General features: G+C 70.0%; 20 protein-coding genes and 1 pseudogene. 14 read left to right on the top strand and 7 right to left on the bottom strand.

All coding sequences use genetic code 11. From position 1 onward, the window contains the following. Positions 1 to 244: 244 nt before the first annotated feature. Complete coding sequence (locus tag J2X41_RS07955) at positions 245 to 382, bottom strand: hypothetical protein (protein ID WP_310081044.1); 138 nt, start codon at positions 380 to 382, stop codon at positions 245 to 247. 7 nt (positions 383 to 389) lie between these two features. Here J2X41_RS07955 and J2X41_RS07960 point away from each other — a divergent pair, with 7 nt between their 5' ends. Beyond that, on the top strand, positions 390 to 2,180 hold the full coding sequence (locus tag J2X41_RS07960; RefSeq protein WP_310081045.1) for a prolyl oligopeptidase family serine peptidase: 1,791 nt from the start codon (positions 390 to 392) through the stop codon (positions 2,178 to 2,180). Positions 2,181 to 2,246: 66 nt separating this feature from the next. Here J2X41_RS07960 and cdd read toward each other — a convergent pair whose 3' ends face one another. Beyond that, positions 2,247 to 2,690, bottom strand: a complete 444-nt coding sequence (gene cdd, locus J2X41_RS07965; protein ID WP_310081046.1) for a cytidine deaminase — start codon at positions 2,688 to 2,690, stop codon at positions 2,247 to 2,249. Positions 2,691 to 2,793: 103 nt separating this feature from the next. Beyond that, a complete protein-coding gene (locus tag J2X41_RS07970) occupies positions 2,794 to 3,066 on the bottom strand; it encodes a BolA family protein (RefSeq protein WP_310081047.1) in 273 nt (90 codons plus the stop codon). A gap of 59 nt (positions 3,067 to 3,125) precedes the next feature. Here J2X41_RS07970 and J2X41_RS07975 point away from each other — a divergent pair, with 59 nt between their 5' ends. Further along, the gene (locus J2X41_RS07975) at positions 3,126 to 3,782 is read left to right on the top strand and encodes a J domain-containing protein (RefSeq protein WP_310081048.1); all 657 of its coding nucleotides are present in this window, start codon (positions 3,126 to 3,128) and stop codon (positions 3,780 to 3,782) included. Between the two features lie 157 nt (positions 3,783 to 3,939). Here J2X41_RS07975 and J2X41_RS07980 read toward each other — a convergent pair whose 3' ends face one another. Then, positions 3,940 to 4,677, bottom strand: a complete 738-nt coding sequence (locus tag J2X41_RS07980; RefSeq protein WP_310081049.1) for a phosphatase PAP2 family protein — start codon at positions 4,675 to 4,677, stop codon at positions 3,940 to 3,942. A gap of 195 nt (positions 4,678 to 4,872) precedes the next feature. Between J2X41_RS07980 and J2X41_RS07985 the strand changes: the two genes are divergently transcribed. From J2X41_RS07985 to J2X41_RS07995, 3 genes are all read left to right on the top strand, one after another. Next, the gene (locus J2X41_RS07985) at positions 4,873 to 5,289 is read left to right on the top strand and encodes an RcnB family protein (RefSeq protein ID WP_310081050.1); all 417 of its coding nucleotides are present in this window, start codon (positions 4,873 to 4,875) and stop codon (positions 5,287 to 5,289) included. Between the two features lie 131 nt (positions 5,290 to 5,420). Next, positions 5,421 to 6,428 (top strand): cobaltochelatase subunit CobS, encoded by a 1,008-nt coding sequence (gene cobS, locus J2X41_RS07990; protein ID WP_310081051.1) that lies wholly within the window; start codon positions 5,421 to 5,423, stop codon positions 6,426 to 6,428. Positions 6,429 to 6,668: 240 nt separating this feature from the next. Then, entirely contained in the window at positions 6,669 to 6,917 is a 249-nt protein-coding gene (locus J2X41_RS07995; RefSeq protein ID WP_310081052.1) for a DUF2188 domain-containing protein, read from the top strand. A gap of 295 nt (positions 6,918 to 7,212) precedes the next feature. Here J2X41_RS07995 and J2X41_RS25270 read toward each other — a convergent pair. Beyond that, positions 7,213 to 7,280 (bottom strand): annotated as a pseudogene (locus tag J2X41_RS25270) (hypothetical protein); the annotation flags it as partial. Positions 7,281 to 8,053: 773 nt separating this feature from the next. Next, positions 8,054 to 8,647 (bottom strand): hypothetical protein, encoded by a 594-nt coding sequence (locus tag J2X41_RS08000; RefSeq protein WP_310081053.1) that lies wholly within the window; start codon positions 8,645 to 8,647, stop codon positions 8,054 to 8,056. Between the two features lie 106 nt (positions 8,648 to 8,753). On the opposite strand from J2X41_RS08000, the gene J2X41_RS08005 reads away from it, so the two are divergent. From J2X41_RS08005 to J2X41_RS08020, 4 genes are all read left to right on the top strand, one after another. Next, positions 8,754 to 9,320 (top strand): hypothetical protein, encoded by a 567-nt coding sequence (locus J2X41_RS08005; protein WP_310081054.1) that lies wholly within the window; start codon positions 8,754 to 8,756, stop codon positions 9,318 to 9,320. Positions 9,321 to 9,479: 159 nt separating this feature from the next. Beyond that, entirely contained in the window at positions 9,480 to 9,803 is a 324-nt protein-coding gene (locus J2X41_RS08010; protein ID WP_310081055.1) for a hypothetical protein, read from the top strand. Positions 9,804 to 9,860: 57 nt separating this feature from the next. Next, positions 9,861 to 10,958 carry a glycerophosphodiester phosphodiesterase gene (locus J2X41_RS08015; RefSeq protein ID WP_310081057.1) on the top strand — a complete coding sequence of 366 codons (1,098 nt, stop codon included), beginning with the start codon at positions 9,861 to 9,863 and terminating at the stop codon, positions 10,956 to 10,958. Positions 10,959 to 11,024: 66 nt separating this feature from the next. Next, positions 11,025 to 12,317 (top strand): hypothetical protein, encoded by a 1,293-nt coding sequence (locus tag J2X41_RS08020; protein WP_310081058.1) that lies wholly within the window; start codon positions 11,025 to 11,027, stop codon positions 12,315 to 12,317. Between the two features lie 5 nt (positions 12,318 to 12,322). Here the strand turns inward: J2X41_RS08020 and J2X41_RS08025 are convergent, their stop codons facing one another. After that, positions 12,323 to 13,387, bottom strand: a complete 1,065-nt coding sequence (locus J2X41_RS08025) for a DUF2855 family protein (RefSeq protein ID WP_310081059.1) — start codon at positions 13,385 to 13,387, stop codon at positions 12,323 to 12,325. A gap of 162 nt (positions 13,388 to 13,549) precedes the next feature. On the opposite strand from J2X41_RS08025, the gene J2X41_RS08030 reads away from it, so the two are divergent. From J2X41_RS08030 to J2X41_RS08050, 5 genes are all read left to right on the top strand, one after another. Then, positions 13,550 to 14,446 (top strand): EamA family transporter, encoded by an 897-nt coding sequence (locus J2X41_RS08030; RefSeq protein ID WP_310081060.1) that lies wholly within the window; start codon positions 13,550 to 13,552, stop codon positions 14,444 to 14,446. A gap of 18 nt (positions 14,447 to 14,464) precedes the next feature. After that, positions 14,465 to 14,893, top strand: coding sequence for a hypothetical protein (locus J2X41_RS08035; RefSeq protein ID WP_057184809.1), 429 nt, complete (start codon positions 14,465 to 14,467; stop codon positions 14,891 to 14,893). Positions 14,894 to 15,009: 116 nt separating this feature from the next. Continuing rightward, complete coding sequence (gene dnaG, locus J2X41_RS08040; RefSeq protein WP_310081063.1) at positions 15,010 to 16,926, top strand: DNA primase; 1,917 nt, start codon at positions 15,010 to 15,012, stop codon at positions 16,924 to 16,926. Positions 16,927 to 17,063: 137 nt separating this feature from the next. Continuing rightward, positions 17,064 to 18,218, top strand: a complete 1,155-nt coding sequence (locus tag J2X41_RS08045; protein WP_310081064.1) for a GNAT family N-acetyltransferase — start codon at positions 17,064 to 17,066, stop codon at positions 18,216 to 18,218. Beyond that, positions 18,199 to 19,299 carry a GNAT family N-acetyltransferase gene (locus J2X41_RS08050; protein WP_310081065.1) on the top strand — a complete coding sequence of 367 codons (1,101 nt, stop codon included), beginning with the start codon at positions 18,199 to 18,201 and terminating at the stop codon, positions 19,297 to 19,299. The genes J2X41_RS08045 and J2X41_RS08050 overlap by 20 nt, the downstream gene beginning before the upstream one ends. Positions 19,300 to 19,324 lie beyond the last annotated feature (25 nt).

Raw genomic sequence — 19,324 nt, forward strand, 5'->3', positions numbered from 1 at the left:
CGCCACTTTCTTAGGTTGTGCTTGGCGAAATACGCCTATAGTTAAGCGTTGGCTAGAACTATAGCTAAGCGGCTGCTGCGCCCGGCGAGGCCGCCCGATCATCCTCCTTTACCCCTCTTGGAACGAAGCTAGGGTGGTCGGCGAACCACGAACCTTGGGGGCTTCTTCAGATGTTGAGAACTTTGCTGGCGGCGACCTTCGCTGCCGGAGCGTTGGCGACCTTTGTTCTCTCGCCGGCTTCCGCTCAACCCAAACCGCCCACGTCGGCGGAGTGGGCCAAGCGTCCGGCCCTGACCTCGGTGAGCATCTCGCCGGACGGCAAACATTTGGCGGGCGTCTCATCGCCGGACGGCGAGAAGACGATCATTTCGGTCTGGAACATGGGCAACATGTCCGAGCCGCCGAAGACGATCGGCGCGCCGCCGCGCTCCTGGTTCACGGGCGTGAGCTTCCTCAAGAACGACCGCCTGATGGTGTCCGTCGTCCAACCCTACGAATCCGGAGAGGAAAAGCGCTACATCGGCCGGGCGTTGATCGTCGGACTGGACGGCGGCAACGTGATGACCACCACCGGCAGTCGAGATCAGTTTTCCCGGGGCGGGGCGGAGGTGCTCGACAACCTGCCGCTGGACCCCAAGAACATCCTGATCAGCATGGCCCAGAACGCCAGCGACGCGGGCGGCGCGACCTACAAGCTCGACATCTATACCGGCTCCACCCAGAAGGTGCTTCAGGAGTCCGACAAGTTCTCCAACGTCCAGACCGATCTGGCCGGCGACGTGCGGGCGCGCAACTCTGTCGGCTTCGACGGCGGCCGCGTCTATATCGCCCAGTGGATGCGAAACCCGGACAGCGGCGCCTGGGAAGAGCATTTTCGGTCCTACGCGAAGGACCGCGGGCTCCAGGTCGTCATCGGCTTCTCCCAGGACAAGAACGTCGCCTACCTCCTGACCAGCAAGGATCGCGACAAGGCGGCGATCGTCGAATACGACATCAGGGCGCGCAAGGTTCTGGACGAAGCGTTCTCCCACAAGCTGTTCGACGCCACGGGGATCGTGCAGTCGCACGCGTCGGGCGCCGGCTATGGCGAGCTTCTGGGCTTCACGTTCGGCGGTCCCGGTCGCCAGACCTACTGGCTGGACCCCGCGCTCAAGGCGGCGGAAGACCAGGCCCGGAAAGCTCTGGAATACACCTCCGTCAAGACCGCATGGACCGACATCGCCAGCGGCGAGAAGGCGAACGTCACCTATGCCGACGGCGCCGACGTGCGCCTGGCCGACTGGTCCGACGACCGCACGCGCTTCGTGGTCGTCCGCAGCGGGCCGAAGGTGGCGACCGAGTACTATCTGATCGCCAATGGCCAGATCAAACTCCTGGCGCGCTCGCGTCCGTGGATCAACGCCGACGCGCTGGGCGACATGCGGGTCGTGGAATACCCCGCGCGCGACGGCCTGCTGATCCCCGCCTTCATGACCACGCCGTCCAAGGCGCTCTATGGCGAAGGGCCGTACCCGACCATCATCCTGCCCCACGGCGGGCCATGGGGCCGCGACCAGCTGGCCTGGGATTCCTCCGGCTGGGTGCAGTATTTCGCCGCCCACGGCTACGCGATCCTGCAGCCGCAATTCCGCGGCTCCGAAGGCTGGGGCCAGAAGCTCTGGCGCTCGGGCGACGGTGAATGGGGCCAGAAGATGCAGGACGACAAGGACGACGGCGCCAAGTGGATGATCCAGCAGAAGATCGCCGATCCGTCCCGGATCGCCATGCACGGCTTCTCCTATGGCGGTTACGCCGCCATGGCCGCCGCGGTCCGCCCCGAAGGCCTGTACCGGTGCGCTATCGCCGGAGCGGGCGTCTCGGACCTGGCGCTGATCAAGCAGGGCATGCTGACCAACAGCCGCTGGGGCAAGGAATACCAGGAGCCCACCATTGATGGTCTCAGCCCCATCAAGAACGCCGACAAGGTGTCGATCCCGATCCTGCTCTATCACGGCGACCGCGACCTTACGGTGCCGATCAATCATTCGGAGCGGTTCGCGGCGGCTCTCAGGTCGGCCGGCAAGGACGTGACCTTCGTGAAGATCCCCGATCTGTCGCACAGCTCGGGCGACACGCCGGCCCTGCAGGTTCGGGAACTGACCGTCATCGGGGATTTCCTGAAGACCAAATGCGGCATGTGAACCGTCGCTTCATGACCTGACAGGGGCGGCTTCGGCCGCCCTTTTCTTGCGCGGCTTCGCTGCGCCCTACCCCAGGTCCCGCGGGCCGAACGAGTCGGGCAGCAGGCTCCAGAACGGCGTGCGGCGGGTGGCCTTGCCGTCCTGGACGGAAACGACCTCGCAGGCGTCGGTGGCGAACTCGGCGATGCGCTGGCGGCAGGCGCCGCAGGGCTGGACCACGGCGTTGGAACCGGCGGCGATCAGCACCTTGGCGATGCCGCGCCCGCCGGCCGTGACCATGGCCCCGATCGCCGTCTGCTCAGCGCAGGTGCCGGACGGATAGGCGGCGTTCTCGACATTGACCCCCAGGTGGGCGCGGCCGTCCGCGTCGATCACCGCGGCGGCCACGGTGAAGTTCGAATAGCGGGCGTAGGACCGCGCCAGCAGGGCCGGCAAGGCGGCGGCCAGGGCGGCCTCGCTGTCCTCGTCCAGGAAGATCGGGATGGGGGGAGATGTCTCGGTTGCGCTCATGCCGGCCTCTTCGCCGGCGGAATCCGCGTCGTTGCGGGATCGCGCCGGGCGGAGAGGCAATCAGTCGCGGGCCGCCCTGGCAAGCCCGTTTTCGCGGGCCGGATCACGCCTCGCCCGGCGCCTTGGCGACGATCGACAGGGCGTGGACCGGACCCGCCATCTCCTCCGCCAGGGCCTGGAAGATCAGCCGCTGGCGGGCCACCCGGGCCTTGCCGGCAAAGGCCTGGGCCTCGATCAGCAGGTTGAAGTGGCTCTCCCCGCCCTCGCGGTGTCCGGCGTGACCGTGGTGGCGGTCGCTGTCGTCGACGATCTCCAGCCGCGTGGGCGAGAAAGCGGCGGTCAATTTGGCGGCGATGGCGTCGGCGATAGCGCCCATGGCGGGTTCCTTGCTTGTCAATCCTTGAACGGAAATAGCTGCGGCTTACTCTAAGCGCCATGAGCGCCGACTTCGAATATCGCCCCAAGTTTTTCGACATCCGTGTCCGCCCCCCGAAAACGGCCGAGGAGGCGGCTCGGGAGAACGACGTCTACGCCCTGAAACCGGGCGAGGTGCGTTGCGACCACCCCGAGTGCCGCTCGGCCGCCACGGCCAAGGCGCCCAAGTCGCGCGACATGCCGGGCGTCTACTACAATTTCTGCCAGCGCCACGCGGCCGAGTACAACAAGAACTGGAACTTCTACGCCGGCATGAGCGAGGGCCAGATCCGCTCGCAGCAGGAGCAGGAGAAGATGACCGGCGGCCGGCCGACCTGGTCGATGAAGGCCGACAGCCGCTCGCGCGAAGCCGCCGCCGCCGCCGCCCGCGACGCCCGCCACCTGAACGACCCGTTCGGGCTGTTCCGCGCCGAGAAGCGCAGGGCCGAGTCGGCCCAGGCCGCCGCCGGCCGCAGCCTGGGCAAGCTGGAACGCCAGGCCCTGGCCGACCTAGACCTGGAGGCCGGCGCCGACGGCCCGGCGATCCGCGCCCGCTACAAGGACCTGCTCAAGCGCTGCCACCCCGACATGAACGGCGGCGACCGCAGCGCCGAGCACAAGCTGCAGCGGGTGATCAAGGCCTACAAGACCCTGCAGAAGTCGGGGCTGGCGAAGTAGGGGTCGAAATCCGACCTTCCCTCCCCTTTATGGGGAGGGGGGACCAGCGAAGCTGGTGGGTGGGGCTTCACCACCGCCAAAAACGCTCTGCACCGAACCCCACCCGACCCGCTACGCGGGCCACCCTCCCCATAAACGGGAAGGAATGGTGGCTTGGTCATGCCGACGGGGCCGTTGGTCTTCCGCCCCGCCGCTCCCACGCCCAGGCCGCCACCCAGCAGGCCATGGCCCAGGCCGCGCCCAGGCTCCAGCCGGCCAGGACGTCGCTGGTCCAGTGGACGCCCAGATAGATCCGCGACGCCCCGACCAGCAGGCTGAGCAGCACCGCCGCGCCCAGGGCCAGGGCCTTGACCCGTCGGCGCGGCGCGAACCGGGCCGCCAGGGCGCCCAGGGTCAGGAACACCACGGCCGACAGCATGGCGTGGCCGGACGGGAAGCTGGGATTGGCCGCCTCGACCGCGCGATAGACCAGCTCGGGCCGCTCGCGCCCGAACAGGTGCTTCAGGCCCTGGCTGATCGCCACCCCGCCCCCGGCCCCGACCAGCACCACCAGGGCCTCGCTCCAGCGCCGCAGGCTCAGCATCAGGGCCAGGGCCAGGACCACCACCAGGCCCAGCACGGTGATCGAGCCCAGGGCGGTGACGTCGGCCGCCGCCACGTGCAGCCACTTGGGGCCGATCAGGCCGTTGGGGTCGCCGGGCAGCCGCAGGGCCTTGAGCACGGCCAGGTCGAAGGCGGCGGTGTCGCCCTCGGCCACCTCGTCGGACAGCGCCAGGAAGGCCAGGGCCCCGCCCGCCAGCACCAGCAGGGCCGCCACCGCGCCCAGCTCCATTCGCGCCGCGGCCAGCAGTCGCGGCAAATCCCGGCGAGGTTGAAAGGCGGAAAAACGCATCATGGCAAGTGAACGCACAAACTTCGATTCCGCGCCACGCCAGTATTCCAGAGCTGGGCCAAATGTTGCACCCCGGAAATACGATGAACCATTCCTGACCAGCGCCGTTCATGTCCAGTCCAAACCCCATTCGCTAGTGTCGGACTATCGAAGAGGTTCGGCGGTGTCGGACCGCCACCAATAGGAAAGGACCTCATCATGAAGCGTCTGATCATCACCACCCTGGCCGCGACCCTGCTGGCCGGCACGGCCCTGTCGGGTACGGCCATGGCCGCCGGACAGCGCTATGACGACCACGACCGCGGCCGCTACGACCAGCGTCACGACGACCGCCGCGACGACCGCCACGACGACCGCTACGATCGCCATGACCGCCGCGACTACGGCCACAGCCGCCGGGAAGCCGCCCACGAGCGCCGCGACTATCGTCGCTGGGAACGCGGCCAGCGCCTGGACGCCCGCTATCGCGACAACCGCTACTATGTCAGCGACTGGCGCCGCCACGGCCTGCGCGCCCCGCCCCGCGGCTATCGCTGGCAGCGCGTGGACGACAACTACATCCTGGCCGCCGTGGCCACCGGCCTGATCGCCTCGGTGATCATCGCCAACCACTAGGTTCTCCCCCCGGGAGGACCGCACCACGCGCCCCGGACGGCTCACGCCGCCCGGGGCGTCGTGTTTTTTCCACGCGGGACTGGCCTTCGCCCTTCCCCTCCCCCACGTCAAAGCGGTAAGCGGGAGGCATCATGCCCGACCTGACCGACAGCCACGCCGCCGATCCCCTGATCACCCTGGCCCCCGACAAGTGGGTCACGCTTCGCGACGCGTTCGGCGTCGACAGCGACATGAAGGTCCCGGCCTTCAGCCATCGCGACGCCCACGTGCCGGAGATCGACGGCGCCTACAGGTTCGACCCGCAGACGACCAAGGCCATCTGCGCCGGCTTCGCCAACGACCGCCGGGTGATGGTCCAGGGCTATCACGGCACCGGCAAGTCGACCCACATCGAGCAGATCGCCGCCCGGCTGAACTGGCCGCTGGTGCGGGTGAACCTGGACAGCCACGTGTCGCGGATCGACCTGGTCGGCAAGGACGCCATCGTCCTGAAGGACGGCAAGCAGGTCACCGAGTTCCGCGAAGGCATCCTGCCCTGGGCCCTGCAGCGCCCGATCGCCCTGGTGTTCGACGAATACGACGCCGGCCGCCCCGACGTGATGTTCGTCATCCAGCGCGTGCTGGAGGCCGGCGGCAAGCTGACCCTGCTCGACCAGAACCGGGTGATCCGAGCCAACCCCTATTTCCGGCTGTTCTCGACGACCAACACCATCGGTCTGGGCGACACGACGGGGCTCTATCACGGCACCCAGCAGATCAACCAGGGCCAGATGGACCGCTGGAGCATCGTCACGACGCTGAACTACCTCGACCACGACGTCGAGGCCGGCATCGTCCTGGCCAAGAACCCGTCCTACGACACCCCGGAAGGCAAGCGCACCCTGGCCGCCATGGTCCGCGTCGCCGACATGACCCGCAACGCCTTCATGAACGGCGACATCTCGACGGTCATGAGCCCACGCACGGTGATCACCTGGGCCCAGAACGCCGAGATCTTCGACAAGGACATCGGCCTGGCCTTCCGCCTGACCTTCCTGAACAAGTGCGACGAGCTGGAGCGGCCGACCGTGGCCGAGTTCTTCCAGCGCGCGTTCGGGACCGACCTGCCGGAGAGCGCGGCGCGGGTGAAGGTGGCTTAGGGACGCTCTCCTCCCCCGCAACGCGGGGGAGGTGGCGCGGCGCGGATACGCGACGTGACGGAGGGGGCGTCAGGCGCTGGCCGCCTCGTCCGCGACGACGCCCCCTCCGTCGGCTTCGCCGCCACCTCCCCCGTTTCACGGGGGAGGAGAAAGACACGACCGCTCCGTTCAAGACTTCCCGCTTGGAACCGTGGCCTTCGAGGCGCAGTTTCCTTGAGCCACACTGAACGGAGCCGTCCCATGACCGACATCACCTACACCATCGTCGAACACGACGGCGGCTGGGCCTACAAGGTGGGCGATGTGTTCTCCGAGACCTTCAGGACGCACGACGCGGCCCTGCACGCCGCCCAGCGCGCGGCCGGCGAGCAGCGGGTGGCCGGCGACGACACCGGCATCTCCTACGAGGACGACCGCGGCCAATGGCGCGACGAGCTGTCGGCGGGGGATGACCGTCCGGTCACCCACGTCGTCGACGGCAAGAAATAGCCCTCGGCGGGGACGCGCACGCACGGCAAGGCGTTGGCCGGCGCGCAGGGCGCCGACTGTGCGTGCGTGTCCCCACCGGACCCGCTGAGTCCGGTGCTGAAGTCCCATGACGCCGTGGGTGGCGTTGGGGACATGCACTCACCCGACGGCCGTGGATCGATCCGCAAGGCCTTGCCGTGAGTGCACGTCCCCGGCTTGCGCTCGGCGTTCAGCGGACAAACCCTCAGGATTTCAACGCCCTGAACTTTCTCGACCCGATTTGATCCTCCCCCTCCCAGACCGCCCGTATCCTGTACCCACCTCGTCGCAGGGAAAGGGCGCATGGCCAGCGACCGATGCGGCGGCGGGGGGCGATCGAGCGGGAAGCTCCGTCGGCGGTCCTTATGGACCAAACCTCGCGTCTCTGGAGCCGGTCGGGCCTGGAACACAAAAACGACGTGGCGCGAGGGCTGGCGGAGCAACAGGCGGGCGGTGACGCGCTCGCGGTCCGGGACCGGGGTTCGTTGACCTGGCCCGCCCGTCGGAGGCTTCAAGGCGGCGAGGTCCGAACAGGGCTCAGCGCCGCGGGCTTCCGGATAACGGTCGCGCGGAGCGATCGGGCTTCGTCGAAAACGGTTACTACTTCAAACACTCCGGACGATGTCCGGCGCTCCGCGTCCCTTTCCATACCTTCAGCGGCCAGTCGCGTGAGGCGGCCAAGCCGCGCCAGTCAGATCCTCCCCCTGTGGGGGAGGTGTCGGCGAAGCCGACGGAGGGGGGAGTGATCGGCCGATGGCCCGTTCTACGATCTTCGACCCCAAAACTCCCCCCACCGGCCTTCGGCCGCCTCCCCCACGGGGGGAGGATCTTGGAAAAGGAAACCCCCATGGTCCAGCCCCGCTCCAAACGCATCCGCCCGGTCCGGCTCCAGCGCGCGAGGCGCGCCTACATCCGCGCCCGGTTCAAGGTCGGCTTCATCCGGGCGGCGATCGCCAAGATGGCCCAGGTCCAGCGCGACCACCCCCGTGACGCCGATCAGGCCGTCCTCTGGCTGCCCCGCTGGGTGCGCCAGATGGCGCTGGACGGCGTCGAGCCGCCCGAGCCGGACATGTGGGCCTTCTACTGGCGGGGGCGGGGCCAGAAGAACCGGGGCGACCCTACCCTCCTCGCCGCAACCGCTCGCGATACGCCCCCGAGCTCGCCACATAGCCCTCGGCGTCGCCATAGGCCTGGAAGTCGCGGTAGCGGTCGTGGCTGCCCTTGACCTTCAGGGCGTGCTTGATCGGGCACCAGTACTGCTCGGTCCGGGCGGTGATCTCGCGGGCGTAGGCGATGACGCCGTTGCCGTAGCCGCAGAACACGCAGTTGAGCTTCTGCACCAGGTTCAGATAGCCCAGCCGATGGCGGTCGATGACAACATAGTCTCGTCTGCGCACCCGCACGACGCCCCAGGCGGTGAAGCAGCCCAGCTGGTAGAGGCTGACGCTGAGGTCCAGGACCATCAGCGGCAGGGCCATGCCGTAGATCAGCGGCATGGTCAGCAGGGTCGGCCACGGGGTGCGGGCCAGGTGCAGGCCCTTGCGGTGCGCCTTCTGGCGGCGCAGGGCGTCGGCCTTGAAACAGGGCTTGCCGGCCTCGATCACCAGGCCGGCGGCGGCCGCCCGCTCGGCGTCGCGGGCGGCGAAGGCGGCCTCGACCTGCGCCTCCACGGCGCGCAGGCGATCGATCAGCTGTTCGAGGGTTTCGGCCATGGGGAACTCCGCTTGGCCACGAGCATGGGGCGAGTCGGGGTCCGTGGGGACGCGCCTGAAGGGTGGGGCCTTTTCGGGCGGTCGCGGAACGCGCTAGGGTCGCCGAATGCGTCACCTGGTCCCGAGCTCCCGCCGCCTGGTCCCGATCCTGCTGGTCGCCCCCCTGCTGGTCGTCCCCTTGGGCCTGATGGCCTGCTCCCGCACCGACGACCGGGCCCACGACCCGGCGGCCGGCGACAGCCAGACGCCGATCGCCCAGCAGGACGCCGCCCCCGTCGCCGGCGCCCCCACCACCCTCAAGCCCGGCCTGTGGAAGACGGTCACCCAGACCCCGGCCGGTCCCGAGACTTCGACCCAGTGCGTGGGCCAGGGCTTCGATCCCGGGGCGGAGGCGGCCCGCAAGGTCTCGCCCTGCGGCAGCCCCACGGTCACCCGCACGGCTGACGGCTTCCGCCTGGACCACGCCTGCCAGAAGGACCACATCGACTACGCCCTGACGGGCCGGGTCAGCGGCGACTTCACGACCACCGCCACCACCGACCTGGAACTGGTCGTCTCGGCCTTCGGCCGCAAGCAGACCCTGCGCATGAAGGCGGTCAGCACCTATCGGGGCCCCTGCGAGCCGGGCGCCCCGATCGCGGGGCAGGACGCGGCGAAACCCCCCGCTTCATAAGGGGCGAAACCACCTCAGCGCGAAGCTGTGGCATGGCGGCCACGGCGGCCGACGATCGCACGAAACGACCCGACCCGGGGGAACGGTCGGCCGCGGCCCCGCCTTCTAGTTGGGAGGGCCGGCGCCGCGTCCGGAGGCCGCCCGAGGAGTGACGACGCCATGACCGGTCCGCTATTGACCCTCGTCCCCGAACAGGCCCCCCAACTGGCCGACGCCGTCGAGGTCTACGATCTCGGCCGCGGCCCCGAGACCGCCACCCAGCGCATCCGGCGCCTGCAACGCGAGGCGCGGCTGCTGGCCCGCGAGCAGATCGAGGCCCTGGCCCGCGACCTGGAGGGCCTGGGCCAGCGGGCCCTGGAGATCGCCGACGGCGGCGACGCCTACGCGGTCGGGGTGCGCGAAATGGCCTCGCGCCTGGCGACCGACCTGCCTCAGAAGTCGCAGAGCCTGCTGGCCATCCTCAGCCGTTCGGGCAAGGACTAGGCGAAGCGGCGGGGCGGGTCCGGCGAGGCTGGTCAAACCGTCACATCGGCGCGCTAGATGGCCGCCATGACCCTGCTGACCCGACGCGCCCTCGCCACTCACACCATGGCCACCGCCGCCTTGGCGGGCACCTTGACCTCCGGCCTGAGCTTCGCGGCCGCCCCGAGACGGCCGATCGTCATCGCCCACCGCGGCGCCTCAGGGCTGCGGCCCGAGCACACGGGGCTGGCCTACGACCTGGCCATCGACCAGGGCTGCGATTTCATCGAGCCCGACCTCGTCCCGACCAAGGACGGCCACCTGGTGGCCCGGCACGAGAACGAGATCGGCGGCACGACCGACGTCGCCTCGCGTCCCGAATTCGCCGACCGCAAGGCGACCAAGACCATCGACGGCCAGCAAGTGACCGGCTGGTTCACCGAGGACTTCACCCTGGCCGAGATCAAGACCCTGCGGGCCCGCGAACGGCTGCCGCAGCTGCGTCCCGGTAACGCCAAATACGACGGCCAGGCCCAACTGCTGACGTTCGACGAGGTGGTGGCCATCGCCAAGGCGGGCAGCCGGCGCACCGGCCGGACGATCGGCGTCTATCCCGAGATGAAGCACCCCAGCTACTTCGCCGGGATCGGCCTGCCGCTCGAGGACCGCCTGGTCGCCCTGCTGAAGAAGAACGACCTGGACTCCGCCACCGCCCCGGTCTTCGTCCAGTGCTTCGAGGTCACGCCGCTGAAGAGGATCCGCGCCCGGACCAAGGCGCGGCTGGTGCTGCTGACCGCCAGCGAGGGCGGCCCGGCCGACCTGCCGAACGTCACCTACGCCCAGCTGTGCAGCCCGTCCGGCCTGAAGGACGTGGCGCTCTACGCCGACGGCCTGGGGCCGGAGAAGACCCAGATCGTGCCGCAGGACGCGACCAGCCTGCTGCCGGCCACTACGCTGGTGAAGGACGCCCATGCCGCCGGCCTGGTCGTCCACCCCTGGACCGTGCGGGCCGAGAACTACTTCCTGCCGTCGTCCCTGCGCCGCGGCGACGCGGCCGCCGCCGACTACCTGGCCCAGCCGGGCGAGGTCGCCGCGGTGTTCAAGGCCCTGTACGCGGCGGGCGTCGATGGCCTGTTCAGCGACTTCCCGGGCCTGGCGGTGGCGGCGCGGGGCTAGGGGCGCTCTTGCGGCGATCAGCGGCGCAAGGCAGCGTGCACGCCCGTTTCGACTGGACGCGCTTCCATGATCCTTCGCCTCGCCGCCGCGACCGCCGCCTTCGCCTTGTTCGCCGCTCCGGCGTTGGCCGCTCCCGAGGGCGCCAAGCTGGACGTCATCGCCAAGGACTTCGTGCGGCTGACTCTGGAAGCCGGCGAGCGCGAGCCGGGCTATGTCGACGCCTATTACGGGCCCGCCGAATGGGCGACCGCGGCCAAGGCCAAGCCGCGCGAGGTCCCCGCCCTGCGCGCCGAGGCCGACCGCCTGGCCGCCGCCCTGAAGGCGGTCGACGGCAAGGCCCTGGGCCCCGACGAGCTCCGCCGCAAGGCCTTCCTGGCCGGCCAGGTCAAGGCCGCCCAGACCCGCCTGGCCATGCTGGCGGGCGTCAAGTTCAGCTTCCAGGACGAGGCCGAGGGCCTGTTCGGGGTGCGCCCGCCGATCAAGCCGCTGGCCGCCTACGACCCGATCCTGGCCAGGATCGACAAGCTGGTCCCCGGCCAGGGCGACCTGGCGACCCGCGTCTCGGCCTTCCAAGCCCGCTACACCATTCCCAGGGACCGGCTGGAGCCGGTGATGAAGGCGGCGATCGCCGAGTGCAAGGCGCGGACGGAGGCCCACATCGCCCTGCCCCAGGGCGAGCGCTTCGATCTCGCCTTCGTCACCAAGAAGCCCTGGAGCGGCTACAACTGGTACAAGGGCGGCGCCCACAGCCTGATCGAGGTCAATACCGACCTGCCCACTCCGATCAGCCGCGCCGTCGACCTGGGCTGCCACGAGGGCTATCCCGGCCACCATGTGCTCAACGCCCTGCTGGAAGAAAAGCTGACCAAGGCCAAGGGCTGGGTCGAGTTCAGCGTCTATCCGCTGTTCTCGCCGCAATCGCTGATTGCCGAGGGCTCGGCCAACTACGGCATCCGCCTGGCCTTCCCGGGCAAGGAGAAACTGGCCTTCGAGCGCCGCACGCTCTACCCGCTGGCCGGCCTGGACCCGGCCACGGCCGCCACCTACGACGCCCTGACCACCGCCACCGCCGACCTGGCCAGCGTCCAGAACACCATCGCCGACCTCTACCTGTCGGGAAAGCTGGACAAGGACGCCGCCGTCGCCGCCCTGGCCAAGTACGCCCTGACCTCGCGCGCCAAGGCCGAGAAGTCGCTGAGCTTCATCGAGGCCTACCGGAGCTACGTGATCAACTACAACCTCGGCCAGGACATGGTCCGCGCCCATGTCGAACGCGCCGGCCCGTCGCAGGACGCGCGATGGAAGCGGATGGAGGCGGTGATCTCGCAACCGACCACGCCGGCGGATCTGGCGAAGTAGGCCGGCTAGGCCCGGGGCGCCAGCACGTGCCCCTCGTCCGGCCCCGCCTCGCCGGCGACCACGGCCGCATAGGCCCGCGCCATCGCCTCGGGTCCCACGCCCTCGATCACCCGCAGCCAGCGCGGCGCGTCGGCGGCGAAGGGGGCCCAGGCGGCGTCGTGGCGCTGGTCCAGCCCGCCCGGCCCCCAGTCGGCGGCGCGCTTGCGGATGCGGTCGGGGGCGAAGAAGAAGATCGGCTTAGGCCCGGGCAGGCGACCGCCGCTGGGTCCGGCCTGCCAATGGGTGCCGCCGACCACGCAGGAATAGGCCAGGGCGTCGCCGAACCGCTCGTGCACGGCCCGCCGCAACGGCGCGTCCCCCGCGAAATCGACCAGCACCGCCGGTTCCTCGATCGGCGCGTCGATAACCGCGTCGTAGGTCACGACCTGATCGTAATAGCCCAGGCCCTCGACGAAGGCGGCGTTGCGCGCCGAGGTCAGGCCGACCACGCGCGCCTGGCCCCGCTGCTTGAGCTGGAAGGCCAGGCTGATCGCGGTCTTCGACGAGGCGCTGGTCAGCAGCACCGACCGCGCCCCGAACAGGGCGTTCTCGTCCAGGAAATCCTCGATCAGGAAGCCGGTGACGAACAGCGGCCGCAGCAGGGCCTGGTAGTCCTCGGCCGGGCTGGCCGCGCCCACCGCCTGATACTGGTTGTAGACCGGCGGCAGGTCGGCGCGATGCGGGGCGGTGTCGGCGAAGCCCGTCCGGGTCTTGCGCGGCGTCACCGTCAGGTGGGTCGACATCGGATAATAGCCGTAGAACCGTTGGCCGACGGTCAGGTCCGGATGGGCCGAGGCCTCGACCCGGGCGTGGCCCCAAACCGGGATCCGCCCCCAGCCCTCCGGCCCGGGAAAGAAGTCCCAGTAGCGCATCTGGTCGCCGAACACCGCGTAGGTGATGTTGTTGGCCGTCAGGGCGAAGCGCTCGATCGCCAGCCGCGCCTGGCCTTCGGCCAGCGGGGGCGGATCCAGGCTCAAGACCTTGGCCTGGCGCAGGTCGGTCTTGTCGACCAAGAAATCCCAGTCCGCCATCGTCGTTGCTCCTCTGCTGGCGGCCAACTTAGCGCCGCCCCATGACAGAACGTCAAACATTTGTATGAAGCACGATCGGCCGCCAAGGCTTGCGGCGCGGGGGGAAGCGGTCCAAGTCGGGGCCAGCCCAGTCTTGCCTCTCCTCGCGCCCGGGACCCCGCCATGACCGACACGCCCCTGCCCTTGCGCCACTTCCTGCTGGCCCTGGCCGTGGTGGCGGTGTGGGGGACGAACTTCGTGGTCATCCGCGTGGCGCTGGACCACCTGCCGCCGCTGCTGTTCGCCACCCTGCGCTTCACCCTGGTGCTGCTGCCGATGGTGTTCCTGGTCAAGCGCCCGAAGGTGTCCTGGGCCAATCTGGCGGCCTATGGCGTGCTGATCGGGGCCGGGCAGTTCGGCCTGCTGTTCGTGGCCATGAAGGGCCACATCTCGCCGGGCCTGGCCTCGCTGGTGGTGCAGACCCAGGTGTTCTTCACCATCGGCATGGCCATGAAGATCAGCGGCGAGAAGGTGCAGCCGTTCCAGGTCGCGGCCCTGCTGCTGGCCGCCTCGGGCATCGTGCTGATCGCCGCCCATGGCGGCGGGGCCGCCACGCCGCTGGGCGTGCTGCTGATCCTGCTGGCCGCCGCCAGCTGGGCCGGCGGCAACATCGTCGCCCGCCAGGCCGGCACGGTGAACATGCTGGCCTATGTGGTCTGGGCCAGCCTGTTCTCGATCCCGCCGCTGTTTTTGATGTCGCTGTGGCTGGAGGGCTGGCCGGCCATGGTGGCCGGCGTGAGAAACGCCGACGCCCTGACCTGGGGCGCGGTGGCCTGGCAGGCGGTGGGCAACACCATGTTCGGCTATGCGGCCTGGGGCTGGCTCCTGGCCCGCCACCCGGCCGCCACCGTCACGCCCATGGCCCTGCTGGTGCCGGTGTTCGGCATGGGCGCCTCGGCGATCCTGCTGCACGAGAGCCTGCCCGGCTGGAAGCTTCTGGCCGCGGCGCTGGTGCTGGCCGGGCTGGCGGTGAACATGTTCTGGCCGAAGGTGCGGATGCGGTTTCTGGCGCCGGTTTGAGGTGGGGAGCCTGTGATCATGAACATCGATCGACGCAGCGTCCTGGGATTTGGCGCCCTGCTGGCGCTCGGAAGCGCCGGCGCCGCACGGGCGACCACCTACATGCGGCCAGATTACTATGTCTATTTCGAGCATACCTCGGATGTGTTGCCTCCCACAGCGCTCCGGGTGATCGATGAAACGAAACCCATGTTCGACAGCTGGGCCGCCGAATCCAAGCAGCCCGCCCGCTTTCTCCTCTCCGGATCGATTGACGGAGCCGAGGCCGGCGGACACCTCCAGGACCTAATGGCCCGGCGTGTCGAGGCGGTCAGGAAAGCCCTCGTGGAGCGAGGCGTCAATCCGGCCCAGATCTCCACCGCGCCCCGGTATGACGGCGAGTTCGCGTGGTTCAGAAACGGTGAAGTCCAGCCGCTCGCCCGAGCGGTGCATATTCAACTGCCATGAACGGCGATCGCCTCACCGAGGGCGGTTATCCACAAACTCGATCCAGCTTGGGACGAACTGATCATCCGGCGTGCGAAATCCGCCGGCTCGGCCTATGTTTGATCCCCTAATCCGCCATGCGTTTCGACGACCACTTCCTCGACGAACTGAAGACCCGTCTTCGCCCTTCCGACGTGATCGGAAAGTCGGTGAAGCTGCGGCGGCAGGGGCGCGAATATGCGGGGCTGTCGCCGTTCACCAAGGAGAAGAGCCCGTCGTTCTTCGTCAATGACGACAAGGGTTTCTATCACTGCTTCTCCAGCGGCAAGCACGGCGACATCATCTCCTACCTGCAGGAGACCGAGCGGCTGACCTTCACGGAAGCCGTCGAGCGGCTGGCGGCCGAAGCGGGCATGGCCCTGCCCGAGCCCGACGCCCGCGCCGCCCAGGACGACAAGAAGCGCGCCACCCTGACCGACTGGATGGAGCTGGCCGCCGCCTGGTTCGAGAGCGAGCTGCGCCGCCCGGTCGGCCAGGCGGCTCGCGACTACCTGGCCCGCCGCGCCCTGCCCGAGGACCAGTGGAGCCGCTTCCGCATCGGCTTCTCGCCGAACGGCCGCACGGCCCTGAAGGACTATCTGGTCGCCAAGGGCGCCAAACCGGCCGAACTGGTCGAGGCGGGCCTGCTGATCGCCCCGGAGGACGGCGGCCAGCCCTATGACCGCTTCCGCGACCGCATCATCTTCCCGATCACCGACACCCGGGGCCGGGTGGTGTCGTTCGGCGGCCGGGCCATGGATCCGCAGGCCCGCGCCAAGTACCTGAACGGACCGGAGACCACGCTCTTCCACAAGGGCCGGCTGCTGTACGGCCTGTACGAGGCCCGCAAGCTGCTGCACGCCGCCCAGGCGGCCGCGCCGACAGAGCAGACGCCGATGCTGGTGGTCGAGGGCTATATGGACGTCGTCGCTTGCCAGCGGGCGGGCCTGCCGGCCGTGGCGCCGATGGGCACGGCGATGACCGAGGAGCAGATGGAGGTGCTGTGGCGCCTGCATCCCGAGCCCACGCTGAGCTTCGACGGCGACAAGGCCGGCCAGCGCGCGGCCAGCCGGGCCATCGACCGCGCCCTGCCGCTGCTCAAGCCCGGCCGCTCGTTCAAGTTCTCGATCGTGGTCGGCGGCAAGGACCCCGACGACGTGCTGCGCGAGCAGGGCGCGGCGGCGCTGAGGAGCCAGCTGACCCAGACCACCTCGTTCGTCGAGGCGCTGTTCGCCCGCGAGCGCGACCTGGAGCCGCTGGACACCCCCGAGCGCAAGGCCGGCCTCAAGCAGCGTCTGCGCGCCGCCGCCGGGACCATCGCCGACAAGGACCTGTCGGCCGCCTATCGCGACGACCTCTACGCCCGGCTGGACGCGCTGTTTCCCAAGCCCGCGTTCGGGGGATCCGGCGGGTTCGGCGACGGCGGCGGCCGGCCGTTCGTTCCGCGCGGCCAGTGGAAGGGCGGCCGTGATCGCGGTCCGCCCGATCCCGGCATCCGCGGCGTGGCCCGGGCGCAGATCACCACGCGGCTGAACCCGTTCCACGCCGCCGTGGCTGTCGCCGCCCTGCGCCATCCCGCCTGGGCCCGCCCCTACGACGAGGCGATCGAGCGCATCGGCTTCGGCGACCCGCGCCTGGCCCCGCTGGCGGTCGAGCTGTTCGAGGCCCTGGCCGACGAGATCAGCGACGACGTGCCGTTCCGCGACATCCTCCAGCGCAAGGGCCTGGGCCCGCAACTGGCCGAGGCCGAGCGCGTGGCCGCGGCGATCAGCGCCCCGTTCCTCGACCCGAAAATGGACGTCCACCAGGCCCGCGCCCTGTGGTCCGCCTGCTACGAGGCCCTGGTCGAGATCGCCGACGCGCACCGCGCGCTGGAAGCCCTGCGCCGCGAGGCGGTCACCGCCGGCGCCCTGGCCGCCACCCGCGACCTGCGCACGCGGATCGCGGTGCTGGAGCGCCAGATCAGCGGGCTGGAATTTTGGGACACCTCCAACGCCGTCCAGGCCATTTCCTGAGGCGGACCCAGGCGCCGAGCCCCTTTCCCGAATTCGCCTTCTCAATCTGACGTGGTGTTTACCTTTTGCTGTTTCGGACCTGCGATCGTCGAAGAGCGGACCCGAACACGTCGCGTCGAGCGGAGCGAACCTGAGCCATGTCGTCACCGGTCGCGAAATCCTCGGTCGGGCCCGGCGCCCTGCAGCTGGAGGAAATCCGACCCGAGGCCCTGACCGCGTCGGACCTGGCCCGCTGGCGCGGCTTCCTGGCCGCCGCCCCCGATCTGGGCTCGCCGTTTCTCGACCCCGAATTCACCCGGATCGCCGGCCAGATCGCGCCCAACACCCGGATCGCCGTGCTGCATCGTCGCGGCGAGATCCAGGGCTTCCTGCCCTTCCAGCGCCGCGGCGCCACCCTGCAGCCGCTGGCCGCGCCCCTGAACGACTACCAAGGCGTCGTCGCCGCGCCCGACCGCCGTCCGGGCCTGGACGTCCTGCTGCGACAGCTGGGGGCCAGCGGCGCGTGGGTGACCGGCTGGATCGGTCCGGCGGGTTCGGTCACCGGCCTCAGCCCGGCCTCGGCCGCCCTCGTGGACCTGTCGGCCGGCTGGGACGACTATCTGGCCCGGCAGTCCCTGGCCCATCCGAAGTTCTTCCGCGACAAGGGCCGCGTCCGCCGCCGCATCGGCGCGACGTTCGCGCGCTACGCCGTGATCGACGACGACCGCGACGCCACCTGCCTGGCCGAGCTGGTCCGCCTCAAGCGGGGGCAGCTGCACCGCACGGGACAGCACGACATCTTTCGCTGCGGCTGGACGCGAGACATCCTGGCCGCCCTGCTGGCGCGGCCGCGCTCGGGCCTGCACGCCCGCATCGCCACCCTGCGGCTGGACGACGAGGCGGCGGCGTACGAGCTGTCCCTGGTCTCCGACGCCATGCAGCATTTCTGGATCCCCGCCTACGAACCGCGGTTCGCCGCCCATTCGCCGGGCATGCTGCTCAGCCTCGACACCCTGCGGACGCGGCGGGCCCAGGGCGCGGTCCTGTTCGACCTCGGTTCGGGCCCCGAGCGCTACAAGGCCTATTTCGGCAACGCCGCCCGGCCGGTGCTCACCGGCTTCGCCTATCGCGCGGAGACCGCGGCTTCGCGGCTGATGGCCGGCGACCGGGTGGGCGGCAAGCTGCGGCGGCGCTGGGCCGTCATCGAGGCTTGCGGCGACTACGCCAGCGGCCTGTCGCGCGGGGCGGGAGCGATGTTGCGCCTGTCACGCGTCAGGGTCAGGGGCGGAGCCGATGACCACCACCGTTCGTGAGTTCGTCCCAGCCAGCGACCTGGACGGCGTCGCCGCCCTGTGCCGCTGGGCCTGGTGGCCGGCGCGCGACCTGGCCGGCTGGACCTGGCTGGCCCAGGCGCCGGGCATGGCCGGACGACCTCTGGGCTGGGTGTGCGCCGCCGACGACGAGATCGTCGGCTTCATGGGCAATTTCGTCCAGGAGCGGCGACGGGGCGCCGACACCGCCGCCGCCGTCTGCGGCCACACCTTCCTGGTCCACCCCAAGGCCATGGGCAAGGCGCGGATGCTGATGCGCCGCATCCTGGACCAGGGCGAGGTCGCCGCCACCTACACCTTCAACGCCAACGGCCGCTCGGCCGGCTTCTTCAAGCACTTCGGTTTCGAGACCTGGCCCGAGGCCGGAGCCGACATCAAGCTGGTCTGGCCGGTCGCGCCCGTGACCCTGGGCGTCGAGCGCCTGCTACGGCGTTGGTCGCAGGCCCGCGCGTTCGCCGGCGTCCAGGGCGGCCGCGAGTGGCTGGCCCCGCGCCGCGCCGCCGCCGCCGTCGCGACGACGCGCAAGACCCCCTCGGTCCGAGCCCTTGATCCGGCGACCGACATCGACGCGCGCTTCGACGACCTGTGGCGCGACCTCGCGGCGACCGGCGCCAGCCTGGCGCGCCGCGACGCCGCGGCCCTGCGCTGGCGGGTCGCCGACCCGATGTCCACGCGACCGCCGATCCTGCTGGCCTACGAGGCCGAGGGTCGCCTGGCGGGCTACCTGCTGGCCATCCTGGCCAAGGGCTCCGAGATCGAGGCGACTGCGCTTGAGATCATCGACCTGATCGCCCTGCCCCGGGTCGAGGCCGTCGCCCTGCCCGCCCTGGTCACGGCGTCGATCGGCCTGGCCCGGCCGCTGGGCGCGGCGCGCGTCCGCCTGGGCCTGGCCCATCCGCGCGTCGCGGCCCTGCTGGCGCCGACCCGGCCCGTGCGGCGGCAAACCCCCTACAGCCATTGCCATGTGCGCTTCGGGCGGCCTGACGACGACGGCGACCGCGCCAGCTGGTACGCGACCCCGTTCGACGGCGACCAGAGCTTCACCGCGCGCTTTCCGCCATAGTCCGTGCGCATTAAGGCGGCCTTGG

The sequence above is a fragment of the Caulobacter sp. BE254 genome, assembly GCF_031457295.1.
In the GTDB taxonomy this organism is placed as follows: domain Bacteria; phylum Pseudomonadota; class Alphaproteobacteria; order Caulobacterales; family Caulobacteraceae; genus Caulobacter.